Annotated in this window: 13 protein-coding genes and 1 pseudogene; 7 read left to right on the top strand and 7 right to left on the bottom strand. The window is 67.9% G+C overall.

Features of this window, described 5'->3' with window-relative positions; translation table 11 throughout:
- The 3 genes from ACE5C1_RS12715 to rpsI all read left to right on the top strand — a co-directional run.
- On the top strand, positions 1-301 hold a 301-nt coding region (locus ACE5C1_RS12715), incomplete at its 5' end, for a COX15/CtaA family protein (RefSeq protein ID WP_374944445.1).
- A gap of 125 nt (positions 302-426) precedes the next feature.
- Positions 427-906, top strand: a complete 480-nt coding sequence (rplM, locus tag ACE5C1_RS12710) for a 50S ribosomal protein L13 (RefSeq protein ID WP_374944444.1) — start codon at positions 427-429, stop codon at positions 904-906.
- The gene (gene rpsI / locus ACE5C1_RS12705) at positions 906-1,475 is read left to right on the top strand and encodes a 30S ribosomal protein S9 (protein WP_374944443.1); all 570 of its coding nucleotides are present in this window, start codon (positions 906-908) and stop codon (positions 1,473-1,475) included. Before rplM ends, rpsI begins: the two co-directional genes overlap by 1 nt.
- A 208-nt stretch (positions 1,476-1,683) precedes the next feature.
- Here rpsI and ACE5C1_RS12700 read toward each other — a convergent pair whose 3' ends face one another.
- Together ACE5C1_RS12700 and ACE5C1_RS12695 are read right to left on the bottom strand one after the other, a co-directional pair.
- The gene (locus ACE5C1_RS12700) at positions 1,684-2,184 is read right to left on the bottom strand and encodes a hypothetical protein (protein ID WP_374944442.1); all 501 of its coding nucleotides are present in this window, start codon (positions 2,182-2,184) and stop codon (positions 1,684-1,686) included.
- Positions 2,181-2,960 (bottom strand): DUF6782 family putative metallopeptidase, encoded by a 780-nt coding sequence (locus ACE5C1_RS12695; RefSeq protein ID WP_374944441.1) that lies wholly within the window; start codon positions 2,958-2,960, stop codon positions 2,181-2,183. The genes ACE5C1_RS12700 and ACE5C1_RS12695 overlap by 4 nt, the downstream gene beginning before the upstream one ends.
- Positions 2,961-3,158: 198 nt before the next feature.
- Here ACE5C1_RS12695 and ACE5C1_RS12690 point away from each other — a divergent pair, with 198 nt between their 5' ends.
- Positions 3,159-3,623, top strand: coding sequence for a DUF4126 family protein (locus ACE5C1_RS12690; protein ID WP_374944440.1), 465 nt, complete (start codon positions 3,159-3,161; stop codon positions 3,621-3,623).
- A 4-nt stretch (positions 3,624-3,627) separates the two neighbouring features.
- Here ACE5C1_RS12690 and ACE5C1_RS12685 read toward each other — a convergent pair whose 3' ends face one another.
- From ACE5C1_RS12685 to ACE5C1_RS12670, 4 genes are read right to left on the bottom strand one after another with little or no spacing between them, the layout of a single operon-like run.
- Positions 3,628-4,224 carry an ATP-binding cassette domain-containing protein gene (locus tag ACE5C1_RS12685; RefSeq protein ID WP_374944439.1) on the bottom strand — a complete coding sequence of 199 codons (597 nt, stop codon included), beginning with the start codon at positions 4,222-4,224 and terminating at the stop codon, positions 3,628-3,630.
- Positions 4,214-4,888, bottom strand: a complete 675-nt coding sequence (modB, locus tag ACE5C1_RS12680) for a molybdate ABC transporter permease subunit (protein WP_374944438.1) — start codon at positions 4,886-4,888, stop codon at positions 4,214-4,216. The genes ACE5C1_RS12685 and modB overlap by 11 nt, the downstream gene beginning before the upstream one ends.
- Positions 4,885-5,634, bottom strand: a complete 750-nt coding sequence (modA, locus tag ACE5C1_RS12675; RefSeq protein WP_374944437.1) for a molybdate ABC transporter substrate-binding protein — start codon at positions 5,632-5,634, stop codon at positions 4,885-4,887. Before modA ends, modB begins: the two co-directional genes overlap by 4 nt.
- A 47-nt stretch (positions 5,635-5,681) precedes the next feature.
- Positions 5,682-9,020 (bottom strand): polysaccharide deacetylase family protein, encoded by a 3,339-nt coding sequence (locus ACE5C1_RS12670; RefSeq protein WP_374944436.1) that lies wholly within the window; start codon positions 9,018-9,020, stop codon positions 5,682-5,684.
- Positions 9,021-9,173: 153 nt separating this feature from the next.
- On the opposite strand from ACE5C1_RS12670, the gene ACE5C1_RS12665 reads away from it, so the two are divergent.
- The 3 genes from ACE5C1_RS12665 (at position 9,174) to ACE5C1_RS12655 (ending at position 13,953) form a co-directional block, all read left to right on the top strand.
- A complete protein-coding gene (locus tag ACE5C1_RS12665; protein WP_374944435.1) occupies positions 9,174-10,187 on the top strand; it encodes a hypothetical protein in 1,014 nt (337 codons plus the stop codon).
- A gap of 104 nt (positions 10,188-10,291) precedes the next feature.
- Complete coding sequence (locus ACE5C1_RS12660) at positions 10,292-13,519, top strand: N-6 DNA methylase (RefSeq protein WP_374944434.1); 3,228 nt, start codon at positions 10,292-10,294, stop codon at positions 13,517-13,519.
- Positions 13,519-13,953: a PIN domain-containing protein gene (locus ACE5C1_RS12655; RefSeq protein WP_374944433.1), complete on the top strand. Its 435-nt coding sequence runs from the start codon at positions 13,519-13,521 to the stop codon at positions 13,951-13,953. Before ACE5C1_RS12660 ends, ACE5C1_RS12655 begins: the two co-directional genes overlap by 1 nt.
- 29 nt (positions 13,954-13,982) lie before the next feature.
- Here ACE5C1_RS12655 and ACE5C1_RS12650 read toward each other — a convergent pair.
- Positions 13,983-14,454, bottom strand: a pseudogene (locus ACE5C1_RS12650) (elongation factor 4); the annotation flags it as partial.

Here is a 14,454-nt window from a genome sequence, read left to right as displayed (position 1 = left end):
GATGCTGAGCCCCGCCTGGACCAACGCGATCGACAACCCCGTCGTCGTGCAGTTCATCCATCGTTGGTTCGCCTTCGCCGCCGCCGCCGGTCTCCTCTGGCTCAGCGTCGCCGCGACCCGCGTCGGCTCGCAGGCCGGCTTCCTCGTCACCGGGCTGGTCGCGCTGCAGATCATGCTGGGGATCGCCACACTGATGACCGGCGTGCAGATCGGCGTCGCCGTCGCGCACCAGGCGAACGCGGCGCTGCTGCTGATTGCCGCCGTCGCCGCTGCGCACGCGATCGGCCGTCAGCATGCCTAAGGTATCGCAATACCCGTCAGCAAAGCCGCAGAAAGCTTGACGTTTCGCGGTCCGCCGGTCATTAGCACGCGGCAACGCGCTGTCCGTCACCGGGCGGCGCACGTCTGTTTCGAAAGGTCTCGCCCATGAAGGCGCTCATGAAGACCACCAAATCGGCCAAGCCGCACGAGGTGGAGAAGAAGTGGCACATCGTCGACGCCGACGGCCTGGTCGTCGGCCGCGCCGCGGTGGTCATCGCCAACGTGCTGCGCGGCAAGCACAAGACGTCGTTCACCCCGCACGTCGATTGCGGCGACAATGTCGTCGTCATCAATGCCGACAAGATCCGCTTCACGTCGAACAAGGCCGAGAAGAAGATCTACTACAAGCACACCGGCTATGCCGGCGGCATCAAGGGCGTGACTGCGGCCAAGGTGCTCGAAGGCCGCTTCCCCGAGCGCGTGCTGGAGAAGGCCGTCGAGCGGATGATCCCGCGCGGGCCGCTCGGTCGTGAGCAGATGCGCAACCTGCGCATCTTCAAGGGCACCGAGCATCCCCACACCGCACAGAACCCCGAAGTGCTCGACATCGCTGGCATGAGCCGCAAGAACAAGGTGGGCGCATAATGACCGACAACCGCCAGTCCCTCGCCGATCTCGCCGCGCTGACCTCGGCGCCGGTGGCTTCGGCCCCGACGACCGCCGCCGCCAACGCCGCTTCGGACGCCGAGGCCCAGGATTACATGGCCGGCCGCATCGAGGAGCCCGCCGCACCCACCATGCCGCTGCGCGAGCAGATCATCGACAAGCAGGGCCGCGCCTACGCCACCGGCCGCCGCAAGGATGCGGTCGCGCGCGTCTGGCTGAAGCCCGGCACCGGCAAGATCACGATCAACGGCCGCGACCAGGAAGTGTATTTCGCACGGCCGACGCTGCGCCTCGTCATCAACCAGGTGTTCGGCGTGACCGAGCGCGAGGGCCAGTACGACATCGTCTGCACCGTCAAGGGCGGCGGGCTGTCGGGCCAGGCGGGCGCGGTGAAGCACGGCATCAGCCAGGCGATCACCCGCTACGAGCCGATCCTGCGTGCGCCGGTGAAGGCCGCAGGCTTCCTTACCCGCGACAGCCGCACCGTGGAGCGCAAGAAGTACGGCCGCGCCAAGGCTCGCCGCAGCTTCCAGTTTTCCAAGCGCTAGGTGCGGGCGGCCTCGGGTTGCGAAGCGATCCGAGGACTCGCCACGGCGGCGGCGTCAGCGGCGAAGCCGTTCTCGTCCCACGGCGTGGCGTACGCCGGCAGCGAACACACGAGGGCGGCTCCTGCAACGGACGCCCTTGCGTAACGCGCGGGGGCGTTCCTGCTCGCCTCAGGACGGAGGCTGGCGGGTGCCGGGTTGGACCCGACCGCTACAGCTTCCAGTCGATCACCGCGCGCGACAGGCACTGGCCGCCCGGGGTGTCGACGAAACCGAAACTCAGCTTTCCCCAGGACCGGTGATACACATAATCGGTCGGCTGGTCCGCCGGTCCGCGCGGATCCGGCGGCGAGAGGTCGTCGACCTGACCATAGCGTTCGACGACGGACGTTCCGTGGATGCAATCCGCCATGCGCACGTCGACGATGATCAGCCCCCGGTTCATCGGCGGCCTGCGCGGCTTGCGCACCTCGATCCTGGTATACGGGCTGTCGTCCGTGAATTGCGATGCGACAACCTCGAAATAATCGGTCGATCCCGCCTCTCGCAACGGGCGGCGCACAACGCGGCCGAGTGCATCGATACTCTCGTTCCTCGCTTTGACGAGGCGGTCAATCCCATCCAGCACGCGCATTCTGTCACCTGTCGCTGTCCCACCGGCGCCGTACGCGCACGCCATTGTCATGGCAAACGCGAGCAAGCGCAGGATCATTTCTTGGCCACGTGTTCGTCCCAAAACTTCGCGTACGTCTTGCCGTAATAATCCTCATAGGTCTTGGTCGGGTCCGTGCTTGGATGCTCGCCGTTTGCAAAGACGTTCGCGATCTCCTGGCGCGCCTTGTCCCGGTCGGCGGCGTCCGGGTACTTTTTTGCGATATCCTCGTATTTCTTGGCCTGGGCGCCGGCGACGCCGATATCCGGCCCGCCATTCTTCACGATTTCGTCGCGCACCTTGATGTTGGTGAGCGTCGCTTCGCCTTCGTCCTTGAGATGCCGGTTGGCATTCTGCGCGATATATTGTTCGCGCGTCAGGCCGTCGGGCTTCACATAGGGATCGGCGGTATAGAGCGCGTGGCCGCTTTCGTGCGCAAGCGTCTGGGCGACGCCGGCCGGGTTGCCCTTGTCGTTCGGATCGATGACGATCCGTTTGCCCGTCTTGTCGCAGAAACTGCCCTTGCCGGCCTCGCCGTAGACCGTGGTCCAGCCATCGGCCTGCAGCGTCTTCAGGTTGTCCTTGAGCGTGGGCGACTGGTCGGCGATCTTGTCGACGTCGGCGCCGAGTCCCGTCGTGACCTCGGGCTTCTTGGGGGGAGCCGGGGGTGGGCCGCCGCCACCGCCACCGCCGCCACCGCCACCACCGCCCGGCGAGGCCCAGGGCGGCGAGAGCGGACGTCCGCTCATCGGAACCGGAAGAAGAGGGGGTGATCGGACATAGGGACAGCCATCACTCTCTGTGCCATGCCGCCGGCGAACCAGCAATCCCGGCAACGCTTCGGAGGGCGCAGCACCAAGACCGATCGCCGACCGCTGCTCACTCCGCCATGAGACTAATGGTCTGTTCCAGGAAAGGCGATATCAAAAAAGTACCATCCTCAACGGTCCTTTTCGCAAGCGCTGCCGAGCCCGGCAAGGACCCCGCCAGCCTTCGCGCGCGTTGACCCATCCGATTGGCCCTTGGAGATCCGCATGCTTGCTTCGTTCCTGATCGGCCTGGTCGGCGGCCAGCGCGCGATGACCCCGCTCGCGGCCGTCGCCATCGCCGCCGCGCGGGGTGAGCTGCCCGACGATAATGGCGCGCCGCGCATTCTCACCCATCCGCTCGCCGCTGCCGCCGCGCTGGCGCTCGCGGCCGGTGAGATGGCGGGCGACAAGCAGAAGACCGCGCCCGACCGCATCGTCCCCATCGGTCTCGCCGCGCGCTTCGTTACTTCCGCGATCGCGGGTGCGGCACTCGTGCCACGCCGCCGACGCTGGCTCGGCGCGGCGGTCGGCGGCGTCACCGCGATTGTTGCCTCCTATCCGGGCTGGCGCGCCCGGATGGCGACGATGCCGCGCTACGGCCAGACCGCCACCGGCTTCGTCGAGGATGCAGCGGTCCTCGCGGGCGCGGTGGCCATCGTGCGAGGGCCGGGCAGGCCGGCGGCGGCATAGCTCCCTACATTCGCACCACCCGCGTGCCGATCCGCTCGGCTTCCTCCGGGTCGTGCGTCACCATCAGGATCGGCAACCCCGCCTCGTCGCGCACCCGCTCGATCGCGCGCATCGCCTCTTCGCGCCGCGCCCGGTCGAGCGAGGCAAGGGGTTCGTCGAGCAGTAGAAATCGCGCGTCGCTCAGCAGCGCCCGCCCGATCGCCACCCGCCGCGCCTCGCCCCCCGACAGCGTTCGCGGCCAGCGGTCGAGCAGGTGCGCGATGTCGAGCATGTCGGCGGTCGCTTGCAACCGTTCGTCAGACCTGGCGCCGTAGAGCAGGTTGGCGCGAACTTTTAGGTGCGGAAACAAGCGCGCTTCCTGAAAAACATAGCCGACAGCGCGGCGGTCGGGTGGCACGTTCACGCCTTCGCCGAACAGCGTGACGCCGCCGACGCGAATGTGGCCGCGGTCCGGCTTCAAGAGCCCCGCGACCATGTCGAGGACGCTGGTCTTGCCGATCCCCGACGGGCCGAACAGCACGGTTGCGCCGTCCCCACCCGCGAACGCCACGCACACCTCGGCATTGCCGCGACGCAGCGTGACATCGACGTCAAAGGACATGGCTACCCCGACCGCTGCGTCGCGCCAGCGCCTCCGACGCGACCAGCGCCGCCAGGCTGAGCGCCACCGACACCGCCGCCAGCCGCCACACCGTCGACTCGCCGCCGGGCTGCTGGAGCGCGGCGTAGATCGCGAGCGGCAGCGTCTGCGTCTGCCCCGGCACGTTGGAGACAAAGGTGATCGTCGCCCCGAACTCGCCGATCGACCGCGCGAAGCCGAGTACCAGCGCGGCGAGCACTCCCGGCATCGCCAGCGGCACCGTGATCGTCCGCACCACCCGCATCCGCGATGCCCCCAGCGTCCGCGCCGCCTGCTCCAGCCGCGGATCGACGCCCTCCAGCCCCAGCCGGATGCCGCGCACCATCAACGGCAATGCCATCACACCCGCCGCGATCGCCGCGCCGGTCCAGCGGAACAGCACGCCGCCGGACAGCGCGCCGAACGGGCCACCCGGCGCAAAGGCGAGCAGCAGCACCCACCCGGTCACCACCGGCGGCACCACCAGCGGCAGATGAACGACCGCATCGAGCAGCACCCGACCCGGAAACCGCCACCGCGCCAGCACCCAGGCGAGCGCGAACGCCACCGGCAGCGTCCCCGCGCACGCCACCCCGCCCACGAGCAACGTGAGCCGCACGATTCCCCATTCCTCGGCCGAAATCACGGAGCGGTGAAGCCATAGTGCGTCAGGATCGCCGCCCCTTCACGCGACAGCAGGAAGCGTCGGAACCCTTCCGCCTCCGCGCCCGCACCCTTCAACCGCGCCACCGGATAGCGGATCGGCGGATGGCTGTTCGCCGGAAAGACGCCGACGACCCGCACCCGCTCGCTCGCTCGCGCATCGGTCGCATAGACGATGCCGTATGGCGCGGCGCCGCGCTCGACGAGCGCCAGCGCGGCGCGGACGTTCTCCGCGCGCACCACATGCGGCGCCACCTGCGCCCATGCGCGGAGCCGCTCCAGCGCCGCCTGCCCATAGCGCCCCGCCGGCACCCCGGAGGGATCGGCCATCGCCACCGGCCCCTGCGCCAGCACCCGTCCCAGCGTCCGCGCCGTCAGCCGCCCGCGCGTGCCCGCCGCGGCGACCACCACCAGCCGGTTGCCCGCGATGTCGGCACGCGTGCCCGGCACGACGCGCCCGGCCTTGGCCAGCACGTCCATCCAGTCCTCGTCGGCCGACGCGAACAGGTCCGCTTGCGCTCCGGCAAGCACCTGGCGCGCGAGCGCCGACGAGGCCGCATAGGACAGCACCGGTCGCGGATGCCCGTGCCGTGCCCAGGCATCGGCAGCCGCGCCGAGCGCCCCCTGCAAACTGGCAGCGGCGAGCACCAGCGGCGCGCGCGGCGCTTGCGCCGCGGCCGGAAGCGCAGCGAGGATCAGGACGGCGGCGAGCAGGTGGCGGCGGAACATGCGCACCGTTATATGGCGCGGCTGCCAGTCGGCATAGCCCGCGTCGATCAGTGCCCTGCGCTGACCCGCCCGGTCCGCTGCAACTTGCCCCACCCGACAACGGGCCCGCGCAGCGCCTGCGCGATCGCCTTGAGCACGACGTAATACATCACCTGCCGGTAGGCGACTCGTTGCGGCACCAGCAGCCACAGCAGCCGCCACCGCTCGCGCCGCTCCAGCGCGAAGGCGATCGTCGCCGCCAGCAGGTCGATCGCGGTGAACACCAGCCAGTATGCCGCCATGATCTCGACATCGTGCCGCGTCTGCGCCCAGCCGTGCGCGACCACTGCCAGATAGGTGGTGAAGAAGCTGACGATCAGCGCCAGGTCGATGATCGGCGACACCGCCGCCAGCACGATCTGGAACACGATCGCCTGCGGCAATCCCACACGGCCGAGCCCCGCCGGATGACTGCCGCCGATCGCCGCGCGGTGCTTCCACAGGCATTGCAACGTGCCGTACGCCCAGCGGAAGCGTTGCTTGGCGAGCGCGCGCAGTGTCTCAGGCGCCTCGGTCCAGGCCACGGCATATTGGTCGTACGCCACCCGCCACCCGGCGCGCTGGATCGCGATGGTCAGATCCTGGTCCTCGGCGAGCGTATCGTCCGGGTAGCCGCCGACCGCGCGGATCGTCTCCAGCCGCCACGCGCCGACCGCACCGGGGACCACCGTCATCGCGTTCAGTCTGGCCAGCGCGCGCCGCTCGAGGTTCTGCGCGGTGATGTACTCCAGCGCCTGCCAGCGGGTGACCAGGTTGACGCGGTTGCCGACCTTGGCATTGCCCGCCACCGCGCCCAGCTGCGGATCGACGAACCACCGCGCCAGCCGCGCGATCGTCGCCGCCTCGAACTGCGTATCCGCATCCAGCGCCACGACCACTTCGCCACGTGCCAGCGCCAGCCCGCGGTTGAGCGCGCGCGCCTTGCCGCCGTTCGCCAGCGTTACCAGCCGCACCCGGTCGTCGCCCGCGAACGCGGCGGCCACCACCGCGCTCGTGGCATCGCTCGATCCGTCGTCGATGACGATCACCTCGATCCGCACATCGGTAGACGCCAGCACGCCGCGCACCGCACGCTCGATCACCCGCTCCTCATTAAAGGCGGGGATCATCACCGTGACGAACCGGTCGGGGTCGATCGCCGGGAACACCACGCGCCCCTCGCGCCGTGCCTGCACCAGCGCCAGGGCCGACAGGGTCAGCGCGCGCAGAATGCCGATCGCGATCGCCACCCCGAAGACCCAGCGCAGCGCGACCACCATGGCCCCCAATGTCGAGAACAGCAGCAGGTCCGCGCCCGCCGCCACCCGGTCCCCGGCCGAGATCGGCGGCATCGCCTCTGTCCGCGGTATCCCCGCCAGCGTCGACACCGGCACGAAGCGGTATCCCATCGCTCGCAGCCGCGCGATGATGACGGGGAGCGCCGCCACCGTCTGCGCGCGGTTGCCCCCTGCGTCGTGAAGCAGCACCACATTGCCGCTGCGCTCGGGGTCGCCTGCGCGCACGCCCGCGATCGTCCGGTCGACGATCGCCTGCACCCCCGGCCGCTTCCAATCGTCGGGATCGACATGGAGTCCGACCGAGATGTAGCCGCGGGCCTGCGCCTCCAGCGCGGGGACGATCTCGTCCGCGGTGGTCGGCTCGGCATCGCCGAAATAGGGCGCGCGGAATAGCCGCAGCGACCGGCCGGTGAACGCCTGGAACAGCCGCTGGGTCGTGTTGAGCTCGTATTTGACCTGCCGCGGCGACACGGTCGCGAGATTGGGATGGGTATAGGTGTGGTTGCCGACCTCATGCCCCTCGTCGACCATGCGGCGGAGCAGCGCATGCTCGGTCAGCGCATTCTCGCCGATGATGAAAAAGGTCGCGGGCGTACGGGTACGCTTCAGGATATCGAGGATGCGCGGCGTCCATTCGGCGTCGGGCCCGTCGTCGAAGGTCAGCGCGATGTCGCGCCGCCGGTAGCCGGTGCGGTCGACCACGTAAGGGGAGGGCAGCCGGTCGAAGCGCATGCCGCCGACGCCGCCATCGGCGGCGCGCGTCACCCTGCGCGCGCCCGCGACCGGCTCGGCCGCGACCTTGAGGATCTCGCCCGATCCCTCGATATCGACGTTGGTTCCCGGCGGCAGCGCGTCGATCGCCGACGGCGCGGGCAGGATGCGGTGATCGCGCCCGAAGATCGACCAGATGCCGGGGTCCTCCGATCCCAGCCGCCACAGCGCCACCTGCCGCATCCCGGCGCGCTGGAGCATCGCCAGCTCGTCATACGCACTGGCCGCATCGAGCAGCCAGACGACGTGGCGCGCCGCGCCCTCCTCGTACGCGAAGCCGCTGTTGCGGCTGGCCGCGTCCCACATCGGCTTGGTGCCCGAGTCGGCCGCCGCCTGCCACGCCTCCTCGACGTCGAGCGCATCGCCGCCCCCGTCATGCCAGTCGTAGGCATAGGAGCCGATCGCCACCACCAGCTTGGCCGCCGGTATCCCCCGCGCCGCCCGCGCGACGCTCTGCGCGAACCAGCGCCGCGACGCGATCGGCCCCGCTTCGCCGCCGGTCTCGTGCTCGTCATAGGCCATCAGGAACACCTTGTCGGCGACCCTGGCATAAGCGGGCAGATCCCAGTCCGCGTTCCCCACCGGCACCGCGATCGCCACCACCCAGCCGCGCGGGGCGAACCGCGCCTGCGCCTCGCCCAGGAACTGGCGGTAGTTCGCCTGCGCGCTTGGCGGCAGCTCCTCGAAGTCGAAGAACGCGCCGCCCGCATGGTTGGCGGCCAGGAACGGCACCAGCCGGTCGAGAAACGCGCGCCTGGCCCCCGCATCGGCGAACAGCGTCGCCGCCCCCGCGCCGTCCCATTTCCCGCCAACCGCATTCTGCACCATCGGCACGATCGTCGGCCGGCGCCCCGCGCGGTTCAGGATCGCGCGTCCCGCCACGTCGCGAAAGACGGTGATGTGGTGGTCCGCGCCGGTCACCGACACCCAGCCCGGGATCACCCAGTCGAGCTGGTCGACATGCCGCGCCAGGCTGGCCACGCTCGATTCGTCCCACGGCGCGTGAAACGCGATCGCCAGCGCCCGGGTGCCGCTGCGCTGCCGCCCGAGCAGCGCCCGCCCGGTCCGATCGAGCCCGCGCCGTGCCTGCGCGACCAGCCCGCCATGCGGCGGCGGCAGCCCGCGCAGCGCCGGATGCTCCGGGTTGACCGGCAGCAGCGGCGCCGCCGGCACCGCACCGATCGACGCCGCGAACACCGCCACCGCCAGCACCAGCAGCCCGAAGAACGCCGCCACCGCGCCCGCAAAGCGCCGCCGCCGCCGTCCGCTGGCGTCGAAAAAGACTGGGCCGTGCTCCATCGGATCAGCCTATTGCGTCAAGGCGGATGGCCGCAAGTGCGCAATGCGATGACACGCCCGTCATCTTGGGCCCGCCATTTCCGGCGCCACTTCCAACAAAATGCGCGCCGCCGCTGTCCTACACGCAGCACCTGTGCCTAATGCCGCGTCGCCATGAAGAACCGCACCCCGGTCCGCAGCGACCCGCCCGCCCCGAACGAGCCCTCGCCCGTTCCCGCCTTCACCCCCGTGCCGCGCCGCAAGCCGCGCCACGACGGCTGGACCGCCGCCCGACAGCGCGCCTTCATCGAAGCGCTCGCCCAGACCGGATCGGTCAGCCACGCCGCCGCGCGCGTCAACATGGCGGCGGAGGGCGCGTACCAGCTCCGCAGGGCCCCCGGTTCCGAATCGTTCCGCGCCGCCTGGGCCGCCGCGCTCGATTACGGCGTCCAGCACCTCGCCGACCTCGCGATCGACCGCGCCCGCGACGGCGTCGCCGTGCCGATCTTCCATGACGGTAAGCAGGTCGGCGAGAAGCGGTGGTACAACGACCGGCTGCTGATGTTCATCCTGCGCCACCACATGCCCGCCAGATACGGCACCAACATCGGCGGCGGCACCCGCAGCAAGGCGACGATCGAGCGCGAAGCCGCCGAGAACTGCCCGACCTGCCGCGCCGCTCGCGAAGCCAAGGAGGATGCCGGGTCGGACAAGGCCGCAAACGCCTGGCTCGACGAGATGATGAAGCGCTATCTCATCAAGGTTTGCCAGGAGCAGGACGAGCGCCGCGCCGGCCGCTGGTACGCCGCGGATTTCTACCTGCGCCAGCTGACCCATATCGAACTGGTGCTCGACATGGGCGGTCGCTGCATGGACCTGATCGACCAGTTCACCGAAAACCCGAAGGGCAAGGTCGACGGCACGCTGTATGCCAGCCCGATCAGCCAGGAACTCGCCGACCGCCGCGCCACGCTGTGGGCCGCCCGCAACGACCCACCCAGACCCCCGCTGCGTCTGCCGCGCTTGATGACGGACAGCGGAATGCGGACCGGCCCGACCAGCAAGAACCGGTACGCCGCCCGCGCCGCCGCCGAAGCCCGCATCGCCGCCGCGCAGGACGAATGGGAAGCGGCGCGCAGCGAGGAGAGCTGGCGGGAGTGGTGCAAGGGGAGGGGGTCAGGGACGTAAAGGTTCTTGTGGATCAACGACAAACTTTCGAGCAGCAGCGGACCGGGCATGGCCATGCCAGCACTTTTGTTGCGCCCTGACGACTGTCCGCCTAGTCTCGCTGTATGGTCCTTAACACCGAAGCCCTTCGCGCCACTCTCGTTGAACTCGCAAAACGTCCCAAGCACGAAGCAGTCCGCTCGCTGCTGTTCCGCCTGCTGACCGACGGATTGGGGGCGGAACCGTCATCCATCCGGCAGGAGGAGCGGATGGAGGTTTCCGGGCGGGTCGACGCGATGCTCGGCCGCACGATCATTGAGATCAAGAGCAATCTTGATCGGGAACTCGCCGATGGCGAGCGTCAACTTACCGGCTATCTGCAAGAGAAGGAGAGGCGCACGGGCCAGCCTTGGGTCGGCATCCTGACGGACGGCGCGGATTTCCACGTTTACGGACTGCGCCCGCAAGGTGTCGAGCGCGCAGGCGAACTCGAACGCATCGGCGGGCGCAAGGTCAAGGACGACCTCAAGGGCGCGCCGCGCCGCGATTTCTTGGTCTGGCTGGAGTCGGTCGTCGCCATAGCCGACTCCCTCGAACCCGAGCCCGATGTGATTCGTGCGGAGCTGGGCCGCGAAAGTCCTCTTTACATCAAAGGCGGGGCCGATCTGGAAGGCTTGTGGGCGCGTCATCGCTCCAATCCGGAGGTCGCAACCAAACGAGCGCTCTGGAGCCGCCTTTTGCAGGTCGCATATGGCGACGATGTCGCCGGCGATACGCTCTTCCTTCAACACACTTACCTTGTCATCGTCGCCAAGACGCTCGCGACGCAGGCGCTCGCAGACCGGTTTCCGAACGATGCGCGTGATCTGCTCGATGGGCGCGCATTTCAGGATTTGGGCATAACCGGCGCGGTCGAAGCCGACTTCTTCGACTGGATACTGGCCGATGAAGACGGTTCCGCCCTCGTCATGGCAATCGCCAATCAGGCCCGTCGCTTCCAATTGCACACCGTACAGGCGGACGTGCTCAAGGCACTTTATGAAAGCCTGATCGATCCTGCCGAGCGCCACTTCCTTGGCGAATATTACACGCCGGATTGGCTCGCGGCGCGCGTATGTGAAGCGGCGATCACCGATCCATTGAACCAGCGCGTTATCGACCCCGCCTGCGGATCGGGCACCTTCCTGTTCCACTCTGTCCGTCGACTGCTCGCGGCTGCCGAGAAGGAGGGTATCGCTCCTGCAGATGCAGTGGCGCGGGCCGCCTCGCTGGTGGCGGGAATCGATGTCCACCCGGTTGCGGTCATTTTCGCTCGCGCCACGTTCCTGCTCGCGCTGGCGGGGACCATGGCGCAAGGCCGACCCCGCTCCATCGCCTTACCGGTCTATCTGGGCGACTCGCTCCAGTGGAACCGCGCGGAAGTTGTTGGGCGGTCCGAACTGGAGATCCTCGTCCCCGCAGCGGAGACATGGGCGGGTGGCAGGGACAGCCCCGGCGCACCCGGACAACTTCGCTTTCCCGAAAGCATCGTCGCCGATCCGGCGCTGCTGGATGAGGCAGTACAGACGATGATCCGCTTCGCCGATGAACATCGATCGGCAAAGGATTTCGCGCGCTGGGCGGAGAAGCGCGGCGTTGCGTCCGAAGACGTGAAAACGCTGTGCGGGACGGCCGAGGTCCTGACCCGGCTGATCGGTGAGGATCGCGATCATATCTGGGGCTATGTGGCGCGCAATCTGTCGCGGCCGATCTGGCTGTCTGGAGAACGCCAGCGCGCCGACGTGGTCGTCGGCAATCCGCCGTGGCTACGCTATTCGTCGATGAGCCAGGCGACGCAGAAGCTGTTCAAGGACGACTCGGCCCGTGCCGGGATTTGGGTGGGCGGGAAATCCGCTACCGCCAACGACCTGTCGGCGTTGTTCTTCGCGCGCGCGGTGAGCCTTTACATGAAGACGGATGGGCGGATCGCATTCGTCATGCCGTATGCGGCGATGAGCCGCGACCCCTATGCGGAGTTCCGCAAGGGCGACTTCTTTCCGTTCCGAAAATCGGATGCGGTCCGGGTGCGGTTCACCGAAGGATGGGCGCTGCCCAGCCAATTGACGCCGCTCTTCCCGGTGCCCGCGTGTGTCCTCTTTGCCGAACGCACGGCCGGCAAACCGGGCAAACTCCCGCAAGCGGTTATCGAGCTTACCGGCCGCATGCCGAACAATCGTCGCGACGCATCGCCCGACCAGGCGGCGACGGTACTCCAGGTCACGAACGTACCTTGGCCTACCGCAGGAGATGTTACCCGCGCCTCACCCTACCGCGACCGCTTCGTCAACGGGGCAACGCTGTGGCCGCGCCGGCTCGTTCTGGTCGAGAAGCTGCCCGCCGGGCGGCTGGGTGCCAATCCTGAAGCGCCCAGGGTGCGCAGCCGCATTACCACGCTCGATAAAAAGCCGTGGAGCGATCTCGATCCGCTCGAAGGACCGATTGAGGCGGAGTTTCTGCGGCCCGTGTGGCTGGGTGAGTCGATCGCGCCATATCGGCGGCTGACCCCGGCTCTCGGCATCATTCCCTATGACGAGACCGGCAACATGCTGCTCGACGCCGATGCGGCTTCGGCGCGCAATCATACCGGTTTGGCACGCTGGCTCAAACGCGCTGAAAAGCTTTGGGATGATCACGGCTCGGGCAAGATGAGTTTTGAGCGGCAGATCGATTATATGCGGAAGTTATCTGGTCAGTTTCCTATCGCCTCTCTCCGTCTAGTGTTCAGCAAAGCAGGTACCCAGCCCGCTGCTTGCCTTATTGAGGATCACCACGCAATAATCGAACAAGCACTATACTGGATAGCGCCGAAGAGCCTTGACGAGGGCCGCTATCTGATGGCTGTTTTCAACAGCGAAACAATCCGTGCTGCATCCGAGCAATGGCAGTCGGAAGGCCAGTTTGGTGCCCGCCACTTCGATCGCGTCGCGCTCAACCTCCCCATCCCCGAGTTCGGCTCCGGCAAGAGCTTGCATCTGGCGCTTGCCGCTGCGGCGGAGGAGGCCGAACAAGTAGCTGCCGGTGTCGAGATCGACCCCGCCAGGCCGTTCACCGACGCCCACAGCCGCATTCGCAGCACCCTGCGCAGTCATGGCGTAGCGGAACGGATCGACAATCTGGTTGCCGAGCTGATCGGGCAGGAACCGCCCGCAATCGTCCAGACGAAGTCGGGCGAGAAATTGGTCCTCCGCGGCTACGGTGCGCTCGCCGATCAGATCGAGGTGCGCAAGGGCATCGACCTGAGCAAACCGGTGGCTGAACAGGTCGCGCGGCTGGACCGTAACGAAGCCCGTCGTAAGCGTGCCTCGCACGTTTGATGCCGGGAATACTGCTGGACACGAATGCGCTGGTGCGCTTTTTCGTCGGTGCGCCGATGAAGGATGGCGCACTGATAGCGATTGCGGCAGCGCAGGCAGTCGACCAGGTCTATGTTTCACCCGTTGTCGCTTGGGAGGCTGCGGTTGCGGTGAGAAAGCCGAACCCTGCCAAGCGCCCCGACCTTGGTGGGTATGAGCCCGCCGACTGGTTCCGACTGGCTCGACGGCTCACCGGCGCGAAACTTGCTCCGTTCGGGCACCGCATTACGTTGGAGGCGGCTCGTGTGCCCGCCATTTACGGCCAGAACGATCCGGGGGACTGCTTCATGATCGCAACTGCGCGGGTGCGCCGCTTGGCGATCGTCACATCCGACGAGCCCATGGCGCAACTCGCCGCTCGCCTCCCCCTTTATCTGTCCGTGATACGATGTTGACCAAGAACAAATGACAGGATTGAACGAGTCTACCCCTCATCCCCCATCCGCAGCGCCGCGATGAACGCTTCCTGCGGGATGCTCACGCTCCCGTATTCGCGCATCTTCAGCTTTCCCTTCTTCTGCTTGTCGAGCAGCTTCCTCTTGCGCGTCGCGTCGCCGCCGTAGCATTTGGCGGTCACGTCCTTGCGCATCGCGCTGATCGTCTCGCGCGCGATCACCTTGCCGCCGATCGCCGCCTGGATCGGGATCTTGAACAGGTGGCGCGGGATCAGCTCTTTCAGCCGCTCCACCATCCCGCGTCCGCGTACTTCGGCGGTGCCGCGATGGACGATCATGCTGAGCGCGTCGACCGGCTCTTCGTTGACCAGGATGCCCATCTTGACCAGGTCGCCCTCGCGGTAGCCGATCTGGTGGTAGTCGAAGCTCGCATAGCCCTTCGACAGCGACTTCAGCCGATCGTAGAAGTCGAACACCACTTCGTTCAGCGGCAGCTCGTAC

It is taken from the genome of Sphingomonas sp., assembly GCF_964263785.1.
In the GTDB taxonomy this organism is placed as follows: Bacteria; Pseudomonadota; Alphaproteobacteria; order Sphingomonadales; family Sphingomonadaceae; genus Sphingomonas.
Note: the sequence above shows the minus strand (reverse complement) of the source record. Positions and strands in the feature narration are given on the sequence as shown.

Excerpts from the sequence above, each read along its gene's own strand:
- ACE5C1_RS12670 (WP_374944436.1), bottom strand. The coding sequence starts at position 9,020 with ATGGAGCACGGCCCAGTCTTTTTCGACGCCAGCGGACGGCGGCGGCGG.
- ACE5C1_RS12655 (WP_374944433.1), top strand. The coding sequence starts at position 13,519 with ATGCCGGGAATACTGCTGGACACGAATGCGCTGGTGCGCTTTTTCGTC.
- ACE5C1_RS12685 (WP_374944439.1), bottom strand. The coding sequence starts at position 4,224 with ATGTCCTTTGACGTCGATGTCACGCTGCGTCGCGGCAATGCCGAGGTG.
- rplM (WP_374944444.1), top strand. The coding sequence starts at position 427 with ATGAAGGCGCTCATGAAGACCACCAAATCGGCCAAGCCGCACGAGGTG.
- ACE5C1_RS12700 (WP_374944442.1), bottom strand. The coding sequence starts at position 2,184 with ATGATCCTGCGCTTGCTCGCGTTTGCCATGACAATGGCGTGCGCGTAC.
- rpsI (WP_374944443.1), top strand. The coding sequence starts at position 906 with ATGACCGACAACCGCCAGTCCCTCGCCGATCTCGCCGCGCTGACCTCG.
- ACE5C1_RS12690 (WP_374944440.1), top strand. The coding sequence starts at position 3,159 with ATGCTTGCTTCGTTCCTGATCGGCCTGGTCGGCGGCCAGCGCGCGATG.
- modA (WP_374944437.1), bottom strand. The coding sequence starts at position 5,634 with ATGTTCCGCCGCCACCTGCTCGCCGCCGTCCTGATCCTCGCTGCGCTT.
- ACE5C1_RS12665 (WP_374944435.1), top strand. The coding sequence starts at position 9,174 with ATGAAGAACCGCACCCCGGTCCGCAGCGACCCGCCCGCCCCGAACGAG.
- ACE5C1_RS12660 (WP_374944434.1), top strand. The coding sequence starts at position 10,292 with ATGGTCCTTAACACCGAAGCCCTTCGCGCCACTCTCGTTGAACTCGCA.